Annotated in this window: 14 protein-coding genes; 2 read left to right on the forward strand and 12 right to left on the reverse strand. The window is 73.0% G+C overall.

Annotation, left to right across the window (positions count from 1 at the left end):
- The 3 genes from L7D48_RS06355 to L7D48_RS06365 form a co-directional block, all read right to left on the reverse strand.
- On the reverse strand, positions 1–1,311 hold a 1,311-nt coding region (locus L7D48_RS06355), incomplete at its 3' end, for an ATP-dependent DNA helicase (RefSeq protein ID WP_237877897.1).
- Positions 1,312–1,378: 67 nt separating this feature from the next.
- Entirely contained in the window at positions 1,379–2,086 is a 708-nt protein-coding gene (locus L7D48_RS06360; protein WP_237877898.1) for a GNAT family N-acetyltransferase, read from the reverse strand.
- Positions 2,087–2,115: 29 nt separating this feature from the next.
- Positions 2,116–4,104: an IucA/IucC family siderophore biosynthesis protein gene (locus L7D48_RS06365; RefSeq protein WP_237877913.1), complete on the reverse strand. Its 1,989-nt coding sequence runs from the start codon at positions 4,102–4,104 to the stop codon at positions 2,116–2,118.
- 310 nt (positions 4,105–4,414) lie between these two features.
- On the opposite strand from L7D48_RS06365, the gene L7D48_RS06370 reads away from it, so the two are divergent.
- Positions 4,415–5,641: a serine protease gene (locus L7D48_RS06370; protein ID WP_237877899.1), complete on the forward strand. Its 1,227-nt coding sequence runs from the start codon at positions 4,415–4,417 to the stop codon at positions 5,639–5,641.
- A gap of 91 nt (positions 5,642–5,732) precedes the next feature.
- On the opposite strand, the gene panD is transcribed toward L7D48_RS06370, so the two are convergent.
- From panD to L7D48_RS06390, 4 genes are all read right to left on the reverse strand, one after another.
- A complete protein-coding gene (panD, locus tag L7D48_RS06375) occupies positions 5,733–6,149 on the reverse strand; it encodes an aspartate 1-decarboxylase (protein ID WP_093662665.1) in 417 nt (138 codons plus the stop codon).
- Positions 6,150–6,258: 109 nt separating this feature from the next.
- On the reverse strand, positions 6,259–6,723 hold the full coding sequence (locus L7D48_RS06380) for a hypothetical protein (protein WP_237877900.1): 465 nt from the start codon (positions 6,721–6,723) through the stop codon (positions 6,259–6,261).
- Positions 6,724–6,918: 195 nt separating this feature from the next.
- Complete coding sequence (locus L7D48_RS06385; protein WP_237877901.1) at positions 6,919–7,434, reverse strand: hypothetical protein; 516 nt, start codon at positions 7,432–7,434, stop codon at positions 6,919–6,921.
- 93 nt (positions 7,435–7,527) lie between these two features.
- Positions 7,528–14,049 (reverse strand): polymorphic toxin-type HINT domain-containing protein, encoded by a 6,522-nt coding sequence (locus tag L7D48_RS06390; RefSeq protein ID WP_237877914.1) that lies wholly within the window; start codon positions 14,047–14,049, stop codon positions 7,528–7,530.
- Between the two features lie 397 nt (positions 14,050–14,446).
- On the opposite strand from L7D48_RS06390, the gene L7D48_RS06395 reads away from it, so the two are divergent.
- Positions 14,447–15,691 carry a sensor histidine kinase gene (locus tag L7D48_RS06395; protein WP_237877902.1) on the forward strand — a complete coding sequence of 415 codons (1,245 nt, stop codon included), beginning with the start codon at positions 14,447–14,449 and terminating at the stop codon, positions 15,689–15,691.
- On the opposite strand, the gene L7D48_RS06400 is transcribed toward L7D48_RS06395, so the two are convergent.
- The 5 genes from L7D48_RS06400 to L7D48_RS06420 form a co-directional block, all read right to left on the reverse strand.
- Complete coding sequence (locus L7D48_RS06400) at positions 15,578–16,183, reverse strand: response regulator transcription factor (RefSeq protein ID WP_237877903.1); 606 nt, start codon at positions 16,181–16,183, stop codon at positions 15,578–15,580. The genes L7D48_RS06395 and L7D48_RS06400 overlap by 114 nt on opposite strands.
- A 111-nt stretch (positions 16,184–16,294) precedes the next feature.
- Positions 16,295–17,794 (reverse strand): GTPase HflX, encoded by a 1,500-nt coding sequence (gene hflX, locus L7D48_RS06405; protein WP_237877904.1) that lies wholly within the window; start codon positions 17,792–17,794, stop codon positions 16,295–16,297.
- A gap of 224 nt (positions 17,795–18,018) precedes the next feature.
- Complete coding sequence (locus L7D48_RS06410) at positions 18,019–20,145, reverse strand: bifunctional (p)ppGpp synthetase/guanosine-3',5'-bis(diphosphate) 3'-pyrophosphohydrolase (RefSeq protein ID WP_237877905.1); 2,127 nt, start codon at positions 20,143–20,145, stop codon at positions 18,019–18,021.
- Positions 20,146–20,250: 105 nt separating this feature from the next.
- Positions 20,251–21,144, reverse strand: coding sequence for a diaminopimelate epimerase (gene dapF / locus L7D48_RS06415; protein ID WP_237877906.1), 894 nt, complete (start codon positions 21,142–21,144; stop codon positions 20,251–20,253).
- Between the two features lie 258 nt (positions 21,145–21,402).
- A complete protein-coding gene (locus tag L7D48_RS06420; RefSeq protein WP_237877915.1) occupies positions 21,403–21,885 on the reverse strand; it encodes a hypothetical protein in 483 nt (160 codons plus the stop codon).
- Positions 21,886–21,894: the final 9 nt, after the last annotated feature.

The raw sequence follows: 21,894 nt of genomic DNA on the forward strand, positions 1-21,894 counted from the left end.
GGCGCCCCCGGGGTGCTCGGCCGCCCCGCCGGTCTCCGTGACCCGTCCCTCCGCACTCAGCCCGAGGGAGGCGCCCACCCCGTCGAAGTCCCCGCCGAGCTTGAGCGTGGCGGAGGCCAGGACCACCGACCGTTCCTCGAACAGCTTCTCCCGCAGCAGCCCGGAGACCGCCAGCGGGGCGACCCGCAGCGAGGCGCCGTAGCGGTCGTGTCGCTCGTACCAGACGACGTCGTACTCCGAGCCCTGCACGATGCGCTCGGCGACCGCGTGGACGTTCTCCACCGAGGCCAGGGCCTGGCGTCGGACGGCGTCCTCGTCCTGGACGGACCGGTCGCGGGTGCTGCCCAGCGCGGTGATGACCGCGCGGGCCGCGTCGCGCAGCGCCGTCAGGGCGTACCCCAGATCCTCGGGGATCTCCTCCAGCCGGCCCGGAAGCGCCAGCTCCATCAGCCGCTCGAAGCCCTCCGCGGCCGTCTGCAGCCGGTCGGCCTCCTTCTCGTCGACCAGCTTGGCCGCACGGCGCACCGCCCGGTTGACCCCGCCCGGCGTCAGCTCGCCGGTGGCCACCCCGGTGACCCGGGAGACCAGCTCGTGCGCCTCGTCGACGATCAGGACCTCATGGCCGGGAAGCACCGGCGCACCTTCGATGGCGTCGATGGCCAGCAGCGCGTGGTTGGTGACGATCACCTCGGCGAGCTTGGCCCGCTCGCGCGCCGCCTCCGCGAAGCACTCCGCCCCGTAGGCGCAGCGGGTGGCTCCCAGGCACTCCCGCGAGGAGACCGACACCTGGGACCAGGCCCGGTCGGAGACGCCCGGGGTCAGGTCGTCGCGGTCGCCGGTCTCGGTCTCGTCCGCCCAGTCCCTCAGCCGCAGCAGGTCCTTGCCCAGCCGACTGGTCGGGGCCGCCGCCTCGAAGGGGTCGAACAGGCCGTCCTCCTCGTCCTGCGGCACCCCCTCGTGGAGGCGGTGCAGGCACAGGTAGTTGGAGCGGCCCTTGAGCATGGCGTACTCGGGGCGGCGGCGCAGCAGCGGATGGAGTGCCTCGACCGTGCGCGGCAGGTCGCGTTCGACCAGCTGCCGCTGCAGGGCGAGCGTCGCGGTCGCGATGACCGTGCGCTCGCCGTGCGCCAGGGCGGGCACCAGGTATCCCAGCGACTTGCCGGTCCCGGTGCCCGCCTGGACCAGCAGGTGGACGTTGCTGTCGATGGCCTCGGCCACGGCTTCGGCCATGGCGACCTGGCCGGGTCGCTCGGTGCCTCCGACGGCGGTGACGGCGGCGTGGAGGAGGTCGGTGAGGGCGGGCTTGGTCATAGGACCGCCACCTTACGCGGCGCCGCCGACAGCCGTGCCCGGTACGGCCCACAGCCCACCCGGGGGGTCACAGGGCGTGGCGCAGCGCCCGGTCGCGGACCACCACGGCGGCGCGTTTGCCCGGCAGGTCGGCCTCGGCGGCCAGCCGGAAGCCCGCCCGCAGGAAGGCCGCGACGGAGGGGACGTTGCGGATGTCGGGCTCGGCGATGACGCGGCCGCACGCCGGCCGCCGGTCCAGGACGAGGTCCGAGACCGCCCGCAGCAGCACCGTGCCGACCCCGCGGCCCCGGTCCGCCGCGCCACCGATCAGCAGGTGCAGCCCGGTGTCGTGCGGGCGCACCGGGTGGTATCGGGCGAGCGGGTCGAGATCGGCGCGGTAGATCTCCCAGTAGCTCATGGGGATGCCGGAGAGCACCCCCAGGCACGGCACGCTGCGCCCGTCGCCGCCGGTCTGGGCGCGCAGGTGTGCGGCGGTGGTCCCGGCGGGGCCTGCCAGGTGCCAGAACGCCGCCACCGCGGGGTCGTTCATCCAGGCGGTGATCAGCCGCAGATCGCGCTCGGGACGGACGGGGACGAGCCGGAAGACCCCGGCGGCCGTGGTGACCGGCCCCCAGTCGGCGACGTCGTCCAGCAGATCCGGCCGCGACGCGGGCTCCGGCGTGATGCCGTACTGCGCGGCGGACGGGCCGGCGGGCGGATGCGGGCCGAGGACGTCGGCGCCCGCCGGGACGCGCGCGGCGGGTGCGGTGCGGGCCGGTGGAACACCGGTGGTCATGACGGTGCCTCCTGGGCGGTCCGGGCGGTTCAGGGCTTCACCAGGGGGTTGGCGACGGTGACGTAGACGGACTGGGTGTCCACCGGTCCGACCAGCTCGTCAAGTCCGTGCAGCCGGGTGAGGAGATTGGCCTTGCAGCGCAGGACCGGGGAATCCAGCAGCAGAGCGGGCAGCGGCGACCTGCCGGCGCCGTCGCCGGGGCGGTCGGCGCCGGCGAGGAAGCGGCGCAGCGCGGCGAGCAGCAGCCCCTCGTCGGCCAGGCCCTGGGAGCCGAACGCCCCGATGAGGCCCAGCATGTTGTTGACGCCCAGGTAGTAGGCGAAGCGCTCGTCGACGACCTCGTCGGCGACGAAGGTGTCGCTGTCCGCGCCGATGCCCGGCAGTCGCCGCCGGAGCGCCTCGCGGTGGGACTGGCGGAAGTAGTAGCCCTGGTTGTCGCGGTAGCGGCCGCCCACCGGCCAGCCGTCGCCGTCGAGCAGGACCACGGTGTTCTGCTGGTGCGCCTCCAGGGCGACGCCCGCCTCGGCGTCCAGCCACAGCACGGGGCGCACGACGGTGTGGAGGTAGCGCAGGAACCACTCGACGGCGACGGTGGCCACCGGTCGCCCCGTACCGGCGGCGAGCCGGGTGACGGTGTCGGCCAGCCGGGAGCGGAGCGCGCCGCGGGGTTCACCGGGCCAGGGCCGGGGGGAGGCCAGCCCGGCCAGGCACACGGCGTCGTCACCGGGCCCGAAGGGGTTGTGACGGATGACGGTGTCCAGTCCGGCCACCGGCTCCCCGCCGCCGTCGTCGACGGCGAGCCAGGCGGGGTCGCGCACGATGTCGAAACCCGGGCGCCCGGGGAAGGCCGCCCGCCAGCGCGCGCCCAGGCCGGTGCGCAGCAGCCGGTGCACCTCCACTCCGCGGTGCAGTTCCTTGCGGAGGTTCTCCCGGCGGGAGTTGGTGATCCGCAGGCCCAGCGAGAGCTTGAGCATGGCGGGTACGCCTGGCCGGTGGACGGTGCGCACGGAGGACGTCGGGTGCCAGGGGCCGCCGTGCGGGCCGAGGTCGTGCAGCAGACCGGCCTCCAGCAGTGCCGCGACGGCGGGGCGGTGCCGCACTTCCCGGGCCTGCCAGGGGTGCAGCGGAAGGGGGACCGTCCCCTCCGGCAGGCGCAGCCCGGGCCCGGCCAGCTCGGCGGCGATCCGTTCGGCGGGCACGGTCCGGCCGCGGTCGGTCCAGGCGGAGTCGGAGGCCAGCACGGAGCGGTCGACGGCCATCCAGTGCAGGGGGAAGGACCCGCGCAGTTCCGGGGACCAGTCGCGCGCCTCCGCGTCGGTGATGCCCTCGCGGCTCTTGGGCACCGGGTGCAGCGGATGCCCCAGGATCAGGGACTGCTCGCCGTCCAGGAACGGGTCGGCGGCCGGCGACCTCTCGGGGCGGGCGCGGCGGTCGGCGAGGAAGACCGCGGTACGGCGTACGGAGTCGGCGACCCGGCCGACCAGCTCCGCGCCCTCTCCCACGGCGGGCCCCGAGGCCGTGGGGCCGCGGTGCGCGGCCTCCCGCGCCAGCAGGGCGGCCAGGGTCACGGCGTCGACGGGGGCGGTGCCGGGCGCGGCTCCCTCCAGGGCCGGCGGGCCGAAGCGGTGCCAGCCGGTGGCGGACCAGTGGTGGACCGGTACCCGCAGCACCAGGCCGCAGGAGGCCAGTGCGACGCGGAGAACGGCTCCGCCCGCGAAGCCGCCCGTTCTCCCGGGGCCGCCGGCGCCGCCGGGCCGGGGCAGGCCGTTCTCCCGCACCCAGCAGCGCAGCAGGTTCTCGGCGGCCGCGGCGTCGGCGGCCGCGACCGGGTCGGGGTGCTCCAGCGGATCGGGGTGCTCCAGCGGGTCGCCCGCCTCCCGCTCACCGGTGTGCGCCGGTGGCACGGCGCGGCGCGGCTGCCTGGGTACGCCGGGCTCCGCGGGTACGGCCGGTGCGGCCGGGCCCGCGGACCCGGCGGGCCGTCCTCCCGCCGGGTCCGCCGCCTCCTGCGTCGTCATCCCGTCCGGAGCGGGACATGCGTTCACGGAAGTCTCCCTGGGGTGAGGGCACCGCACCGGTGCGTGGTCGTCCGGTTCCCGTGGCACGGTGCCGCTCGTACCGGCGGCACCGTGTCCTCGCCCGTACCAACGACGGCGCCCCCGCCGGATCACGGTCCGGGGCGAGATCCCCGTCTCCCGGGCGAGTTGGAACCGCGGACCCGCTGTGTGCCGTCCCCCGGAGCACCGGCATAGTGGGGCCCGCCCCGCTCGGCGGGGCCCATGACAGGCCGCCAGGTGCGGCGTTCCGTTTCAGGGGGATTCTCAGTCCATGTCAGCTACGAGCAGGAGGCGGTCCGCGCTGGCCGCGGCGGCGGTCGCCGCGGCCCTGGCCGTCACCGCCGCCGCGTGCGGCCCCGCCGAGGACGAGTCCGGTGCGCAGGCCGGTCCCAGTGCCACCGCGCCGGACGGGGAGGGCGGGCCCGGTATCGACGGCCTGCGTCTGCCGGAGGAACTGCCCGCCGCCCTCAAGGACTTCGACCCCGAGAAGTGGAAGAACGGGGAGTGGCGCAACTGGGACAAGGACGACTGGCTGCGTGAGGCCAGGGACTTCGTCAACCCGATCATCGAGGGCCTGTGGGATCCGGAGCGGATGAAGGACGCCGAGGAGAACGACCGCAGGGTCGACTCGGACGCCGACGGCGGCGGCACGGGCGGCGGTACCGGCGGTGAGGGGGACGAGGGCGTCACCGACCCCGACCCCGCGCCGAGGAAGGCCCGGCCGGTCGCGACGCCGTACCGGGAGAACGCCCCGGCGGTGGGCAAGGTGTTCATGGACACCCCCAAGGGCCCCATGGTCTGCTCCGGCACCGTCGTCGAGGACCCCCGCAGCCCGGGGAAGTCCAATCTGGTGGCCACCGCCGGGCACTGCGTGCACGCGGGCTCGGCCGGCGGCTGGTTCCGCAACGTCGTCTTCGTGCCCGCCTACAACGACTCGGCGCTGAGGGTCTCCGAACTGGAGCAGGCCTCCCCCACTGATGTCGCGCCGCACGGCGTGTTCTGGGCGACCTGGGCGCAGACGACCGAGCACTGGATCTCCAACGGGTCCGAGACCGGCGGCCTGGGCGCCTCGCAGGACTTCGCCGTGCTGCGTGTGGAGGCCGAGGACAAGAGCGGCAAGTCGCTGGAGGAGACCGTCGGCACCGCCGTACCGGTCGACTTCGGCAAGCCTTCGGTGGCCTCCCTCTCCTCCGTGCGGGCCTACGGCTACCCCGCCGCCCCGCCCTTCGACGGGCTCACCATGCACACCTGCACCGACCGTCCGGGCCGGCTGACCCTGAGCGAGTCGGAGTCCACGATGTACCGCATCGGCTGCACCATGACCGGCGGTTCCTCCGGCGGCGGCTGGTTCGCCGGGGAGGGCTCCGGTGAGCGGACGCTGGTGTCGGTCACCTCCATCGGCACGATCGACCACACCTGGCTGGCCGGTCCGCGGCTGGGCGAGGAGGCCGAGGGCGTCCTGGAGGGCGTCAGCGAGAAGTTCGCCGGCAAGAACTGAACGCGCCGGAGACGGTACGCCGAGGGCCCCGCCGCTCCCTTCAGGGGGCGGCGGGGCCCTCGCGCACGGGCGGGAGTGTCGCGCCGGACGGTCAGACCATGGCCATCGGGCTGCGTACCGTGTCGCTGCCGGGCACCGGCTCGGACGGGTCGCTGCCCAGCTCCACGATGCGGTTGTCGGCGTCCACGTGCACCACCGCGGGCCGGTGGGAGCGCGCCTCGGCGTCGTCCATCTGCGCGTAGCTGATGAGGATCACCAGATCCCCGGGGTGGACCAGGTGCGCGGCCGCGCCGTTGATCCCGATCACACCGGAGCCGCGCCGCCCCTCGATGACGTACGTCTCCAGGCGGGCGCCGTTGGTGATGTCGACGATGTGGACCAGCTCTCCGGGCAGCAGGTCGGCGGCCTCCATCAGGTCCGCGTCGATCGTGACGGACCCCACGTAGTGGAGATCCGCCTCGGTGACCGTGGCACGGTGGATCTTCGACTTGAACATGGTGCGCAGCACGGTGCCGACTCCTCGAAGGTGGGTAGGGTCGCGCTCCCGGGGCGGGATGCGCGCCGTCACGCCCATCGTACGGCCGCGCCCCGGGCCGCCAGGTGGAGCGTGACCCGGATCACGGTCGGCCCGCCGCCGCCTCCCGTGGCCCGCGGCGCAGACTCCAGCACCGCAGACAGCGCCCCTTGACCGGCCACACCTCCGGGGACAGCGCGCACCAGGCCGCCAAAGCCGCCGCCGGCACGGCGGAGACCGGATCGAGCAGAAGGGAGACGGCCCCGCCCAGAAGGCCGGCCAGGCCTCCCCCGAAGAAGACCGGGCCGCGGACGATCCCCACTGCGAACACCACCACGACCCCGGCGGCCGGCCAGGACAGGAACCAGACGAACCGCTCGGCGGCCGTGGCACGCGGAAACCCCTCACGCCACCGTCCGGCCGTGTCCGCGTGGTTCACCCCGGGCGGAAAGAAGAGGGCCACCAGGACGTAACCCAGCAGGACCGCAACCGGAAGATCCGCCGCGAACGACAGGAGGCCCTCCCCCTCGCGACCGCCGTCCCCGCGGTCACCGCGGTCAGGAACCATACGTTCCGGAACACCACCGCAACCCGGAACCCCACCCTCCCCGGACCCGCAGGGCTCCGCCCGATCCCGGCCGGACCGCCGACCTGCTCGAATCCGCTCATGCTTCCTCCCCCACAGCGAGCGGTGCCACAGGGGTGCCGGATCCTCCGGCACCCCTGTGGCACTGTCACATCAGCAGTTCCGGAGAGAGGCCGGTCATGCGTACCGTTCCTCGTCCGTCATCTCCGAAAGGGTCTTCGAGACCTGCTCGATGCCCCAGTCCTTGCCGCCCTCGGCCAGCCCGTGCGACGTATAGGCCCCGAAGGGGTCACTGTGCGTGAGGATCTCGTGTGCTGCCTGGGCCGCACTACTCAGCCCGGGGGCGCAGTCGGAGGCGCCGACCTCTTCCAGCCGCCTGTTGACGTATGCGATCCACGCGTCCCGGTCGGACACCACGAAGTCCCAGCGGCCCGTGACGCTGATGCGTTCCGCTCCATCCGGCACCTCCCCGACACCGCTTTCGGCGTCCACATCCTCCTCTTCGAACATGTCGGAGAACGGGCTGCCCCAACCCGACGACTCGAATGTCTCGTCCGAGTAGCGTGCTGCGGCGGCCCGCACCCTTTCGATGACGTCGACGGCCCGCTCCGGCGGGACGTTCTGCTCGGACATCACTTCCGCATGCTCGGTCAGTGCGGCCACGAGGCTGCTCAACGCTTCGGAAACGCTCATCGGTTCCCCGCCTTTCCCAGTGCTTACACACAAGCGGCGCCAACCGGAACGCCCGGCCGACTGAATCGGCCGGGCATTCCTCAGCATCCTTTGTCACCAGTTGTAGTGACGGGTGTGCGATATCTGCCCACGCTTGTTGAAGTAGTCCACGTGGACGTGGTTGTTCGACGAACACACGCCACGGTACCGGCAGCGCCCGCCCATGCGGGCGTCGCGCCTGGCAGCGGCGATGGCCGCTGCCTTCGACTTGTACTTCGTGGGCGTGCGCAGATCCTTCCAGCCTCTCTTCTTGGGAATCCGGCGAGCGCAGTTGTGGACGAGCGCCGACTGGCCGTCGGCCACCACGAAGAAGGTGTGGCTGCCGGCGACGGTCAGGTTGTGGACGGTGCGGATCTCCTGGGTGCGGCTGGTGCCGGTGACGGCGGGCACCGGCCCCTCCGGGGTCATCAGGCGCTCCCCGGTGCGCAGCTCGGATGCGTTGACCCACCCCCGTCCCTGGGCGTAGAAGGGGTGCTCGGCCGTGGCGGTGATCTGCTGGGACCGTCCGTCGCCGTCTGCGTCCACCGACAGCGTGACCAAGTCCTTGAGCCCGTCACCGATGATGACGTCGGTGATGGGGGAGACGGTGATCTCGCCTGTCACCTCGTGCGCCGCAAGCACACGGTCGCCGACCTTCACCTCGCTGATGGGTTTGGTGCTCCCGTCGGCCATGACGATCGGCGTCTCGGGAAGGAAGGAGTTACGGCGGCAACTGCGTGCGATGGTCCGCGCGGCCCGGATGGCGCGGTAACCGCGGTAAGCGCGGTAACCCCAGGCCGCGGCGCCGAGGCCGGGGATGAAACCGGCCGCGGTGAGGGCGATGTCCCACTTGTTGCGCCACGCCCAGCGCTTGGTCTTGCGCCACGCCTTGCGCCAGCTCCACTTGCCGTCGAGATCGAAGCAGTTGACGGGGTCGGCGTTGCAGTACTCGTAGGCGTTGGCGTTACCGCCCTGCTCGGGGTCGACGGACAGGAAACGGCCGGTGGCGGGGTTGTACTGGCGTACGCCCATGAGGGTGTAGCCGGCCACGGTCTCACTCGAGCGCTGCTTGCCGCCGAGCCAGCCGTAGCGGGCCGCGTCCTGCTTGCCGCGCGGGTTGCCGTACTCATCGGTGTCCAGGGCTACCGGTGCCTCCCCCGCGGCGAGCGGGAGCTGCAGAGCGACGTCGCCGTGGATGTCGCTGAGCTGGAGCACGGTGTGGCCGGTGCCGCTGGTGATCGCACCGAGGTCTCCGGAGAGGGAGTCCACATTGCGGGTCAGGGCGCCAGTGGCGGTGTTCTCGACGATCCAGCGGGGATTGTCGTTGTCCCCGTCGTAGTGGTTGACCTTGTTGTCGGTCGGGGACCAGGTCCCGCCGTTGTTGGTCTCCACCGTCCAGGAACGGAAGCGCAGGTTGGCGTCGAGCTTCCAGGTCTGGCGCTTGCCGTTCGCGGTCTGCTGGTAGGCGAGGTCGTTGGCGTAGTAGCCCACGCTCACGCCGCCGGGCAGGGCCGTGGTACGGCCGAACGCGTCGTAGGTGTAACCGGAGTCGACGAGACGGTCGGCGCTGTCGTAAGTGTGTGTCCTGGTGGTTCCTCCGGTGGTGGGGCAGTCGGCGCCGGGGGCTCCGGCGGCAGCGGTCAGGGATGTGCGGTTGCTGTGCTTGTCGAAGCCGTAGGTCCGGCGGGTGCAAACGGTCTCTACGGTGTCCTCGACCGTGACCAGTCGGCCTGCCGCGTCGTAGCGGTAGGTCTGGTCGGACCAGCCGGCATGGCTGGTGTTCTGCCCGTGGACGGACTCGGTGACCGCGTCGGACATCACGACGGTGCCGTCGCTGTCGCGGGTGTAGGTGCGGTCGGTGGTCGAACCGGTTGTGTCCTCGGTAACGGTGAGGGTGTAGCCGCCGGGCAGTTTCTCGGTGGCGACAGAGCCGTCGGCGTCGTAGGTGGCCGAGAAGGTGCCCGCGACGGAGTCGGTGGTCTTCGTGGCCAGGCCTCGGGGCTCGGCAGCGTGGTCGTAGGTGTAGGTGACGGTGGACGGGACGGTGTCGGAAACCTTCACCGGCCGGTCGAGCAGGTCGTACTCGGTGGTGGTCTTTCCCCCGTCGGCATCGGTGTAGGAGATGATACGGCCGAGCTTGTCGTACGCCCGGGTGATCGTGCCGCCGGTCGGAGAGACGGTCTTGACGGCCTGTCCGGTGGCCGGGTCGTACTCGGTGGTGGCCTCGGGTACCGCCTGGCCGACCCCACCGGTGATCTTCACCGTGGTGGGACGCCCCGCGGCGTCATGGGCGGTGGTGGTGGTGCGGGTGACGCCATTGGCGGTCTCGACCCCCTTGGTCGCGTTGCCCCACCAGTCGTACTCGGTAGTGGTGGTCGGCAGCTGGGCGGGGTTGGAACCTCCACCGGTGATCGCTCCGCCGGGTCCGACCGAGCACACCAGATCAGCCCACTCAGGGCGTCCGGCGCAGGCGCCGGTGCCGCTCGCGGACCAGTAGGCGGTGACCACCGTACCTGCGTCGGTTCCGGTACTGCCGGTGTTCATGGTCTTGATCACCCGGCCCTGCCCGTCGTACTCGGTGGTGGTGGTGATCGCCAGGCCGCCGGGGTCCTGGATCGACCTGACCGGCAGGCCCTTGGCCCAGTCGTAGACGGTCTGCGTCACCCGGGTCTCCCCGTGGACGGTGGGGTGCTCGCGCACCTGCGCGCCCGTGGTGACCTTGGTGACCTGGTCCCTGACCTTGGCGGTGCCGTCGGTCGGGCGTCCGGCGTCGTACTCGTTGGCCGTCCAGCTCCGGGCGGTGACCGAGGTGCCGGCCGGGACCAGCGTGGTGGTGCCCGACTTCAGGTCTGCGGTCAGATCCACACGCCGCAGCGGCCCGAACTCCTCCAGCTCCCGGGCGCCGGTGTCGTTGTAGACCGACTTCGTCGCCAGCAGGTCGGCACGCTCGGCCGGGGTGAGCTGGGCGATGCCCAGATCGGCCTGGGCGGCCCGGTCACCGGCCGTCAGTCCCAGGGCGACGGCCCGGTTGGCGGCCGACAGTTCGCGGACGGTGTTGCCGAAGCGGTCGTACTCGGTGGTGGAGATGTGACCGCCGGGTGCGGCGGAGTTGACCTCGCGTCCGGAGACGCCCAGGTAGTGCACCTGGGCCCGCCGGTAGGCGGCCGGGGTCAGCGCGCTGCCGGTGTGGGAGGCGGGGACGGCGTCGGCGGGGAAGACAGCGGTGGCGTCGGTGGGGGCGTCCAGCTGACCCCAGGTCCTGACGTCGTTCGCGCCCATGTTGTAGGGGGCGACGGCGCTGCCGGTCAGGGGCACGTCGTAGACGACGCTGGTGGCCGCGGTGCCCTCGACCGTGCCGGCGGTGCCCTGCTTCAGACCCGGCCGGGTGGCCTTGAGCAGCATGCCCTCACCGGCGGTGGAGGTACTGCCGGCCTTGCCGTAGGCGAAGGTCCACGGCAGCTCACCGGGCGGGGTGAGCTGGGTGACCCGCCCCGCGGCGTCGTAGGCGTACTCCGTCTTCAGCGCCGGGGTGATCAGCGGGTTCCATGCCTGGCGCAGCCGGCCGGAGGCGTCGTAGGCGTAGGTCTGCACCGCCTTGGCGGTGGCGTTCGCCGCGCCGGGGGCGGTGGACCACAGCCGCAGCTCCTTCACCTGGCCGCTGTAGTCGCCGAAGGCGTCGGCGGTGGCGGTGGTGGCGGTGGCGTAGACGAACTCCAGCGCACGGCAGCCCTTGGTGTCCGGGGCCGCGGTGCAGGCCGCGGTCGTGGCGGCCGAGGTCGGGGCGATGACCCGCTTGGGGCGGGCGAGCTTCTTGCCGTCGACGGTCACCGTCTCGGAGACGACGGTGGTGGTGGAGTTGGTCAGGCCGTCCAGCAGGGTGGAGGAGACCTGCCAGGTGGTGGCCGCCGCGTCGGGCTTGGTGAAGGTGGTGACCGTGCCCTCGGTGTCGGTGAGGGTGAAGGAGCCGGTCACGCTGCCCCTGAGGGTCAGGTCCTCCGCCCCGGGCTCCGGAATCCAGCCGTTCTTCGCGGCGTTGGCGGTGAAGTGGATCGCGTCGCCCTCCTCCAGCACCACGTCCACGGCCGTGTCGGAGACCCTGCGCAGATGGGTGTAGTCGGAGTCGGTCAGCTCCGCGGCCGTGCCGGTCACCCACTCCTTGCCGAAGATCGGTGCCTGCCCCTCCTGCGTCGCCCCCTTGTCAGGGGTGCGGGAGGAGGCGGTACGGGTCACCGACATCTCGAACGCGGAGGCGTCGGTCTCCGACAGGGTGTAGTCGCCGGTGAGGAGGTTGACCGAGCCGGGGCCGACCTGGCTGGTGGCGGCGCCGGTGGCGTTGCGGTCGACGACGACGGTCAGCGGCCCGGTGGCGCCGGTGGCGCCTCCGGGGCCGGTGAAGTCGGCCTTGATCTGCACCGATCCGTCGGGGTCGACGGTGTCGGTGGCGTTCCACACCAGCCGGGCGTTCCTGCCGCCCGTCAGCGGCACCGGCCAGGCGGTCAGCGCCGTGCCGCCGGAGGTGACGTCCCCGGCCGGGATGCGCGTCCAGTCGTCCGCCTCGGAGCGGCGCCAGGAGAAGGACACCGCGTTGTACTTGGCTTCGTCGGCCTCGGCGACCAGCGGCAGGCGGCGGGCGGTGCGCTCGCCGTCGGCCGGCTGGAGGAAGCCGCCGGGCCCGGCGTGGAAGGTGTACTCGATCGCGTCGGACTTGTTGTCGGCCTTGTCCACCGCCCGCACCTGGAGGGTGTGGGTGCCGTCCTTGGGCGGGGTGATGGAGATGTTCCTGGCGGCGCTGGAGCCGCCGGTGGCGACCTTGGTCCAGGCCACGCCGTCCAGCGTCCACTCCAGCCAGTTGTGGTCGCTGCCGGCGGGCGGGGTGACGGTGAAGGTGCCGGCCTGCCCGGCGCCCTTGACCCAGGAACCCGACGGGTAGTCTGTGGAAGTGATCTTGGTGGGGGCGGAGGGGGCCGTGGTGTCGACGGTGAAGGTCTTCCACGCCGACCAGCCGGTGTTGTAGTGCGCCCCGTCATACGGGCTGGTGCGGAACTTGTACGTCTTGCCGTTGCTCAGCACCCCGGCGGGGACGGTGACGGAGGCGACCTGGCCGCTGGGTACGTACTTGGAGACGATCACGTCGCCGACCTGGGAGTTGGTGGCGTTGTCGTAGATCTGGAAGGTGCCGTTGACCTTGTCCCCGTCGGCGTCGACGAAGGTGTCCCGCAGCGTGGGCGTGGTGGTGTTGACCACATAGGCGCCGCTGTAGGAGAAGTACGGCGGGCCGGCCTCCTGCTTGGTGCCGGTGCGCGGCCGGTAGTTGTAGTTCACCACCAGCTTCGGCGGGTTGGCGGCGGCGTTGGCGGAGCTGACCTGCTTCCAGTGGGTCGTCGCGTCGGTGGCGGCGCGCAGGCCCATGTGACCGCGGGAGGTCTTCGCCGACGCCCACGTCTGCACCAGACCGGTCACATCGGCGTTGATCCAGCCCGCCCCGCCGCAGGCCGCGCGGCCCTTGGTCTCGGTGGAGGAGTGGCGCTGGGCGACCCAGGAGGGCTGGTTGTCCCACCGGGTGGCGGTGGAGGGGGCCCCGGTCTCCCAGATCGTCCACTCGTACGGCTTGCAGTCGGAGTTGCCGGAGTGGAGGTTCCACAGCGACAGCTTCGCGCTGGAGACCAGCGCGTCGGAGATCGGCGCGGTGTTCCAGGTGATGAACGACCGCGACAGCCTCGTGGTGCCGTCCGGGTTGGTGGTGCCCGGGTTGCCCAGGTGCAGTTCGGTGTTGGTGGACCAGTCGGTGGTCTCACCGCGCTTGACCAGGGTGTCGAAGACGTTGGACAGCGCCGAGGTGGAGGGGTCCACCGTCACCGGGTATCTGGTGTCCGGGTCGGCGAGGAAGTCGGCGTCGGGGGTGATGACCAGGTCGACGCCGTCGCCGGTCCTGACGACCTTCCAGTCGACCTTCGCCCGGTTGGTGTGCTCACCGGAGACCTCGTCCACGGCGGCGTCCCACATCACCGGCGCGGGCATCACCGCCCGCTTCTTCTTCCCCGAGGCGGCGTCGGTGAACAGCAGGCTGCCGTCCCTTTGCTGCTTGACCTTCAGCCCGTCGGCCTTCAGCGGCAGCGTGTAGGAGTAATCCTCCGCGGCCGGGCGCTTGTTGATCTCGACGAACTGCTCGAACCCGGTCCGGGTGGCCTCCACGACCAGGTCGGCGTCCGGCAGCGCACCGGCGTAGGTGGCGCGGGTGCCCTCCAGCTTCGGGGCGGGCAGGCCGCCCTTCCACCGCAGGGTGATCTGCTCATCCCCCTCCCCCAGCGTCACCAGGTCGCGGGCCGGGGCCTTCTCCGCCGCCGCCAGGGACTTGGGCAGCGCGCCTCCCTTGCCCGCCAGGCTCAGCCCCGCCGGGTGGGCGGCCGCCCCGACCGAGCCGTCCGGCCGCCGCACCAGCTCGACGTCCACGTCGGTCCACTCGCCGTCGCGCTGGAAGCGGACCGGGCCGGCCGACAGCTCGGTGGTCAGGCTGCCGTCCTCGTTCACCCACGTCGTCGAGGTCTCCGTCCGCTCACTCAGCGCCTCGACCCGCCGGCCCGACAGCCTCGCCGCCACACGAGCCGAAGGGATGTCCGCGGCGCTCCGCGGTCCCTTCCCGCTCTCCGGCCGGGCCGGGGCCTGGGTCTTCTTCGCCGGGAGCGCGACGGCCTGGCCCGACGTGGCGACGACGAGCGCCGTCTCGGCGGTGAGCAGGGCCGCGGCGGCCAGGGCTATGCGGGGCAGCAGGCGTCTGCGGCGCTGCAGCGCCAGTACGGACCCCTCCCACTCCTCGGGCGGGGGTGTGTGGTCTCTCACCGGTGTGTCCTTCTTCTCGGCAGCACAGGTCGCCGCTGATCCGACCACCGGTCCGACCGCAAATGAAGTGAGATCTTCACCGATTCCGCGTACAACTTCCCACAGGCTTCACAGGTGCCGGGTACTCCTCAACTCCTCCCGGCACAAGGAGGGTTGAATGGCCACCGGAAAGCGGGGCCGCGTCCGGGCGCCGCAGAGTTCGTGGATCGCCTTCGGGACGGTCGCCCTGGTGATCGCCGGATCGCTCACCCTGGTCGCGCTGGACGTGCTCAGCCAGCCGCTGAGCCGCCGTACGGTGGTCACCGGCCTGCTGCTGCTGATCGTCCTGCCCGCCGTGCTGCTCGGCCAGTACGCGCCTCCCCCCTACCGGCTCCCCTACCGCTGGCGGTGGTGGCTGCTGGGCGCGCAGGCGCTGCTGACCTATCTGCCGATCCTGCTCTTCCCCAGCCCCTGGCTCAGCCTGCTGGGCTTTCTGGCCGGAGCGGTCCTGCTGACCGTCCCCCCGCCCTCCTCGGTGGTGATCGCGGCCGGTGTCGTCGCCAGCGGGCCGCTGCTGGCCGGGACGCTGGTCGACACCCCGCGCAGCTCCCTGAACGTGCTGGTGTCCAGTGTGATCACGGCCAGCAGCGTCTACGGCGTGGCGCACCTGGCCCTGCTCGCCTCCCGGACGCAGGCCGCGCAGGCCCAGGCCGCCCGGCTGGCCGAGCAGCGCGAACGCGACCGGGTCGCCCGGGACCTGCACGACCTGCTGGGGTCCTCGCTGGTGTCGATAGCGGTCCGGTGCGAGTCCGCGCTGCACCGTGCGGGGACCTGTGGTGCGGGCGCGCCCGCTTCGCAGGACCCCACCCGGCGCGCGCTGGCCGAGACCGCGGCGCTGGCCCGCCGTACGCACGCCGAGGTACGGGCGGTGGCGCACGGGCGGCTGTCGGTGTCGCTGCAGGCCGAAATCGTCCACGCCCGGCGGCTGCTCACCCAGGCCGGCATCACCACCCGTGTCACCGCCCCGCCGGACAGCCGGCTGTCACCGGCCGTGGGCAACTGCCTGGGCGCGGTGCTGCGGGAGGCCACCGGCAACCTCCTGCGGCACAGCCGGGCCGTGAACTGCGAGATCGTCGTGAGCGAGCACGACGGGCGGGTGGAACTCACCGTCGCCAACGACGGCGCTCCGCGCCGCCGGCCGCCCACCGGTGCGGGGCTGGCCGGCCTGGCGGCCCGGGCGGCGGTGCTCGGCGGCGCCCTGACCTTCACCGCCGGGGACGGATCGTTCCGGCTGTCGGTCGTGCTGCCGCTAGATCCAGCCGTTGCGCTCGGCGATCCTGACGGCGTCGACGAGGGTGCGGGCGTGGAGTTTGCCCACCGCGGAGGATATGCGGTTGCGCACCGTACCCACGCCGAGGAATAGCTCCGCGGCGATCTCCCGGGCCCCCGCCCCGCCCGCGGACAGTCGCAGCACCTCGGCCTCACGCGCGGTCAGCGGGTTCTCCCCCAGTTCCGAGCTCTGTTCGGCCAGACGGGGATCGACGGCCCGGCCCCCGGCCGCGACGGTGCGCACTGCCGAGGCGAGCTCACCCGGCGTGGCGGTCTTCAGCAGATAGCCCGCCGCTCCGGCCTTCAGTGCCCTGCGTAACAGTCCGGGGCGGTCCAGCGCGGTGAGCATCAGGCAGCGGCACGCCGGAAGCCTCTCGCGCAGCCGTGCGGCCACCGATATGCCGTCCAGACCGGGCAGGTCGATGTCGAGGACCACGACGTCGGGCCCGTGCCGCAGGGCCGCCTCCAGTGCGGCCGGGCCGTCGGCCGCCTGCCCGGCGACCTCGATGCCCAGTTGTCCGTCCAGGATCTCCGCCAGCCCCGCCCGCACCACGTGCATGTCCTCGGCGACCAGCACTTTGATCATGGGATCAGTATGCCCGCCCGGCATCCGGCCCCGCACGGCCGCGGGCCCGCCCCCGGAGAGGGGACGGGCCCGGTGGGCGCTGTTCGGAAGGCGTATGCGGCGCCGGAGAGGTCAGGCTCCCGTGCCCGCGGTGACGTACGCCCTGAGTTCGGCCGCCAGCTCCTCGTGCACACGGGCCGTGAGCAGCGTGCCGCCCTCGGTGTGCTCCGTGGAGAGGACCTCCCCGTCGGCGTGGACCCGGGACACCAGGTCGCCGCGGGTGTAGGGCACCAGCGCCGTCAGCTCCACGGCCGGGCGCGGCAGCTCCCGGTCGATCAGCTCCAGCAGCTCCTCGATGCCCTGCCCGGTGCGGGCGGAGACGGCGATGGCGTGCTTCTCGGCGCGCAGCAGCCGCGCCAGCATGAGCGGATCGGCCGCGTCCGCCTTGTTGACCACCACGATCTCGGGCACGTCCACCGCGCCGACGTCCCGGATCACCTCGCGCACGGCGGCGAGCTGCTCCTCCGGCGCCGGGTGCGAGCCGTCGACCACGTGGAGGATCAGGTCGGCGTCGCCGACCTCCTCCATCGTGGAGCGGAACGCCTCGACGAGGTGGTGCGGCAGATGGCGTACGAAGCCGACGGTGTCGGCCAGGGTGTACGCGCGCCCGCTGGGGGTCTCGGCACGGCGCACGGTCGGGTCGAGGGTGGCGAACAGCGCGTTCTCCACCAGCACGCCCGCGCCCGTGAGGCGGTTGAGCAGCGAGGACTTGCCCGCGTTGGTGTACCCGGCGATGGCGACCGAGGGCACCTTGTTGCGGCGCCGCTCCTGCCGCTTGACGTCGCGGCCGGTCTTCATCTCCGCGATCTCCCGGCGCATCTTCGCCATCTTCTCGCGGATCCGCCGCCGGTCCGTCTCGATCTTGGTCTCACCGGGACCACGGGTGGCCATGCCGCCGCCGGAGGATCCGGAGCCGCCACCGCCCATCTGCCGGGACAGCGACTGGCCCCAGCCGCGCAGCCTGGGCAGCATGTACTGCATCTGCGCGAGCGAGACCTGCGCCTTGCCCTCGCGGGACTTGGCGTGCTGGGCGAAGATGTCGAGGATCAGGGCGGTGCGGTCCACCACCTTGACCTTGACGACGTCCTCGAGGTGGATGAGCTGGCCGGGGCTGAGCTCACCGTCGCACACGACGGTGTCGGCCGCCGTCTCGACCACGATGTCGCGCAGCTCGTGCGCCTTGCCGGAACCGATGTAGGTGGCCGGGTCCGGCTTGTCGCGGCGCTGGATCACACCGTCGAGGACGAGCGCCCCCGCGGTCTCGGCGAGGGCGGCGAGCTCGGCGAGGGAGTTCTCGGCGTCCTGCGCGGTGCCGGAGGTCCACACGCCCACGAGCACCACGCGCTCCAGCCGCAGCTGCCGGTACTCGACCTCCGTGACGTCCTGGAGTTCGGTGGACAGGCCCGCGACGCGGCGGAGGGCGGCGCGATCGGAGCGGTCGTACTGGTCGCCGTCGCGCTCGCCGTCGATGTCCTGGCTCCAAGCGACGTCCTCCTCCATCAGGGCGTCGGCTCGGCGGTACGTCTCGGCGAGGCGCTGGCCGTTCTGCGGAAGGGAGGAAGAGAGGGTCAAGTGAGTCCTTACGTCGATGGAGTGAAGGTATCCGGGTCAACGTGCGCGGTGCCCGGAACATTCCCGCCGGCACGAGCACGGGGGAACCGGTACGGATACGGGCCGCGGCCCGCCCCGGACACGATGATGGTGGCACGGCGCGGCCCGGCCGTCACCTGGTTTGCGCGGCCTCCCGCCCTTCCCGCGGGGCCGGGCTCCCCCGAGCGGGCCCCTTGGCGGGCTTCTCAGGGCTGGGGGCGGGTGGCCCGGACGACGTCGTAGACGCCGGGCACCTCCCGCATGGCACGCATCAGCCGGGGCAGCTCCCCGGCGTCCTCCAGCCGCAGGGTGTAGGTGTGCCGCACCCGGTGCTCCCTGGGCGGTTCCACCTCGGCGGAGACCACGGCGGCCCCCTCCGCCGCGATGGCCTCGGTCAGGTCGGCCAGGAGGTGCGGGCGGCTCAGCGACTCGGCGTGCAGCGTCACCCGGCAGCCCGCGCCGGAGTCCTGCCACCGCACGGCCACGGTCTCGCGCCCGGCGGCGGTCATCCGGGCCACGGTGGGGCAGCCCTCCCGGTGGGCGGTCACCGCGCCGCCGCGCACCGCGAAGCCGACCACGGCGTCGGGCGGCACCGGCGTGCAGCAGCGGGCCAGCCGTACGGGCGCTCCGGGCAGCCCGGCCACGGCCGCGGGCCTCTCGCGGGCCCGTACGGCCCGGTCCGGGCCGTCGGGTACGGCGGCCGGAGGGGAGGCGGGCTCCCGGGCCGCGGCCGGCTGGGCCGCACGGTCCTCCCCGCCCGTTCCCTCCGATCGCTCGCCGTCCTCCGCGCAGGCGTCGAGCCAGGTGCGGATGGCGATCCGCGCGGTGGGGGTGCGGGCGTGCTCCAGCCACTGCGGGGAGGGGCCGGAGGTGCCCTCGGGAGCCATCAGCAGCTGCAGCGAGTCTCCGTCGCTCAGCACGGTGCCCAGCGCCGCGAGCCGTCCGTCCACCCGGGCGCCGACCAGGGCGTGCCCGGCCGCGCCGTAGCGGGCGTAGGCCGCGTCCACGCAGGTGGCGCCCGCGGGCAGGTGGAGGGCGGCGGTCCGGCCGGGGCCGCCCGGATCGGTGCAGAAGACGGTGATCTCGCGGTCCTGGGCGAGGTCGTCGCGCAGCTCGGCCCAGAAGGTGTCCGGGTCGGGTGCGTGGCTCTGCCACTCCAGCAGCCGCTCCAGCCAGCCGGGACGGGTGGGGTCGGCGCGTCCGTCGTCCGCGGCGGCCGCCTCGCCGGCGGGGTCGGCGCCGGAGGTCCGGTGCGGATCGCCGAGGGCGATCACCCCTGCCTCGGCGACCCGGTGCATCCGGTGGGTGCGGACCAGTACCTCGGCCACCCGCCCCCCGGTGTCGGCGACCGCGGTGTGCAGCGACTGGTACAGGTTGAACTTCGGCACCGCGATGAAGTCCTTGAACTCCGACATCATCGGCGTGAAGCAGGTGTGCAGCTCCCCCAGGACCGCGTAGCAGTCCGCGTTCTCGGCGACCAGGATCAGCAGCCGCCCGAAGTCGCAGGGCCCCAGCTCGCCGCGTTTGGCGCGGGCCCGGTGGACGGAGAGGAAGTGCCGCGGCCGGATGAGGACCTCGGCGGCGATGCCCGCCTCGCGCAGTACGGCCCGCACCGACTCGGCGATCCCGGCGAGCGGGTCGGCGCCGGCGTTGTGCTCGCGGATCAGCTCCCGGGTGCGGTCGTACTCCTCGGGGTGGAGTACGGCGAAGACCAGGTCCTCCAGCTCGGTCTTGAGTGCCTGCACGCCCAGCCGCTCGGCCAGCGGGATCAGCACGTCCCGGGTGACGCGGGCGATGCGCGCCTGCTTCTCGGGCCGCATCACGCCCAGGGTGCGCATGTTGTGCAGCCGGTCGGCGAGCTTGATGGACATCACCCGCACGTCGTTGCCGGTGGCCACCAGCATCTTGCGGAAGGTCTCCGGCTCGGCGGCGGCGCCGTAGTCCACCTTCTCCAGTTTGGTGACGCCGTCGACGAGGTAACCCACCTCCTCGCCGAACTCCGCCCGCACCTGCTCCAGCGTCACCTCGGTGTCCTCGACCGTGTCGTGGAGCAGAGAGGCCGTCAGGGTCGTCGTCTCGGCGCCGAGTTCGGCCAGGATCAGGGTGACGGCCAGCGGGTGGGTGATGTACGGCTCGCCGCTCTTGCGCGTCTGCCCCCGGTGCGAGGACTCCGCCAGAACGTAGGCGCGGCGCAGGATGTCGAGGTCGGCGCCCGGGTGGTGGGCGCGGTGCGCCTTGGCCACGTGCTCGATGGCGTCGGGGAGGGCGTGACGGGGCGACGGGCCCAGGAGGGCCGCACGACCGAGCTTGCGAAGGCTCCGTACTGCGCTCATGGCACCTCCCACTGCGTCGGGGGGCTTGATCCTACCGAGCCTCCCACACCCCGCGGGCCGCCTCCCGTCCGCAGTGGCCGGGATCACCCGTTCGAGCGGTCGCCCTCAGGAAGCGGCGAGCAGGCCGGGGTCGATCGTGCCCTCGGCGACGATCACGGCGGGGCCGGTCATCTCGACACCGCCGTCCGGATGTTCGGTGATCACCAGCCGCCCGCCGGGGACGTCGACGGTGTAGGTGACCGGAGTGCCGTCCGCGGCCGGATCCGCGCCGTCGCGGCGGGCGGCCGCGACCATGACCGCGCAGGCGCCCGTACCGCAGGAGCGGGTCTCGCCGGAACCGCGCTCGTGCACCCGCAGGGCCACGTGGCGCGACCCCCGGCCGACGGCGAACTCGACGTTGACGCCCTCGGGGTAGGCCGCGGCCGGCGCCACGGCCGGGGCGGTGTACAGGTCACCGGCGTGGGCGAGGTCGTCCACGAAGGCGACGGCGTGCGGGTTGCCCATGTCGACGTGGAGCGCGGGCCAGCTGCGCTCCCCCACCGTGACGGTGACGTCCTCTTCCGTGCCGCCGGGCAGCTTGGCGGCGCCCATGTGGACGGTGACACCGCCGTCCTCGGCCAGGCGCACCCGGCGCACACCGGCCCGGGTGGCGACGGCGAGGTCGCCGGCGCCGGCCAGCCCGGCGCGCTGGAGGTAGCGCGCGAAGACCCGTACGCCGTTGCCGCACATCTCCGCGACGCTGCCGTCGGCGTTGCGGTAGTCCATGAACCACTCGGCCTCGCCGGCCATCGGGCGCGCCTCGGGATGGGCCGCGGAGCGCACCACCCGCAGCAGGCCGTCCCCGCCGATCCCGGCCCGCCGGTCGCACAGCCGGGCCACGGCCTCGGCGGGCAGGTCAAGCGTTCCGTCCGGGTCGGGGATGATCACGAAGTCGTTCTCGGTGCCGTGCCCCTTGAGGAACGGCACGGGCACGCCTGCGGTCCCTGCTGCGCTGTTCACGGTGCCCATCGTACGGGGCGTGGCCCGGCCACCGGCCGGGCCGGCGGAGCCGGGCGGGCTAGGCCCTGCCCGACAAATAGCGCTGTCCGCCCGAAGGGCGGGCTCCGCGGCGTCTGGTGCGTGCGATCGCAAGGCGGAGGAGGAGAGCGCAGCGTGCTGCGCCGACGATCGACAACGCGGCATGGGGGTGCCCCCGGCCGGAGGCTGGGGGAGTGCGTGCCAGACGCCGCGGAGCAGGCGGGATTTGTCGGACAGGGCCTAGCGGAGCCGGGCGACGCGCCAGACGGCCAGCGCCACGAGGGCGCCGGCGATCAGCGCGTACAGGACGATCAGACGCCAGTCGGGACGCTCTCCGGAGCCGCGCGCAGGCAGGCCCGGCCAGGCGAGGCCGGCGCGGCGGGCGGCCATCATGCCCCAGCCGGCGGCACAGCAGCTGAGTAGCAGCCCGAGCATGGCGACCACCGCCCCGCCCTCGCCGAGCCCGAAGGCGAGCGGGAAGGCGAACATCAGCGAGCCGGCCGCGCCTAGGCCGACGATGGGGGCGAGCTGCCACAGCCGCAGTTTCCGGGGCGGGCGGAGTTCGCCGTAGGACTCGTCCCCCTCGGGGGCCGTCTCCTCCAGCGCCTCGAGTCCGTCCCCGTCCTCCAGTGGACCCACGCCGTCCAGGGCCCTCGGGCCGTCGCCGGCCGCGCGGAGCTGCTCGACGACCGGTTCATCGCTGTTGCGGGGGCCGGCCTCCATCGCCACGTG

Origin of the sequence: Streptomyces sp. ICN903 (genome assembly GCF_022015835.1) — a bacterium.
Classification (GTDB): domain Bacteria; phylum Actinomycetota; class Actinomycetes; order Streptomycetales; family Streptomycetaceae; genus Streptomyces; species Streptomyces fenghuangensis.

Excerpts from the sequence above, each read along its gene's own strand:
- L7D48_RS06410 (WP_237877905.1), bottom strand. The coding sequence starts at position 20,145 with ATGAGCGCAGTACGGAGCCTTCGCAAGCTCGGTCGTGCGGCCCTCCTG.
- L7D48_RS06370 (WP_237877899.1), top strand. The coding sequence starts at position 4,415 with ATGTCAGCTACGAGCAGGAGGCGGTCCGCGCTGGCCGCGGCGGCGGTC.
- L7D48_RS06420 (WP_237877915.1), bottom strand. The coding sequence starts at position 21,885 with ATGGAGGCCGGCCCCCGCAACAGCGATGAACCGGTCGTCGAGCAGCTC.
- L7D48_RS06360 (WP_237877898.1), bottom strand. The coding sequence starts at position 2,086 with ATGACCACCGGTGTTCCACCGGCCCGCACCGCACCCGCCGCGCGCGTC.
- L7D48_RS06395 (WP_237877902.1), top strand. The coding sequence starts at position 14,447 with ATGGCCACCGGAAAGCGGGGCCGCGTCCGGGCGCCGCAGAGTTCGTGG.
- L7D48_RS06385 (WP_237877901.1), bottom strand. The coding sequence starts at position 7,434 with ATGAGCGTTTCCGAAGCGTTGAGCAGCCTCGTGGCCGCACTGACCGAG.
- L7D48_RS06365 (WP_237877913.1), bottom strand. The coding sequence starts at position 4,104 with ATGACGACGCAGGAGGCGGCGGACCCGGCGGGAGGACGGCCCGCCGGG.
- L7D48_RS06400 (WP_237877903.1), bottom strand. The coding sequence starts at position 16,183 with ATGATCAAAGTGCTGGTCGCCGAGGACATGCACGTGGTGCGGGCGGGG.
- L7D48_RS06380 (WP_237877900.1), bottom strand. The coding sequence starts at position 6,723 with ATGGTTCCTGACCGCGGTGACCGCGGGGACGGCGGTCGCGAGGGGGAG.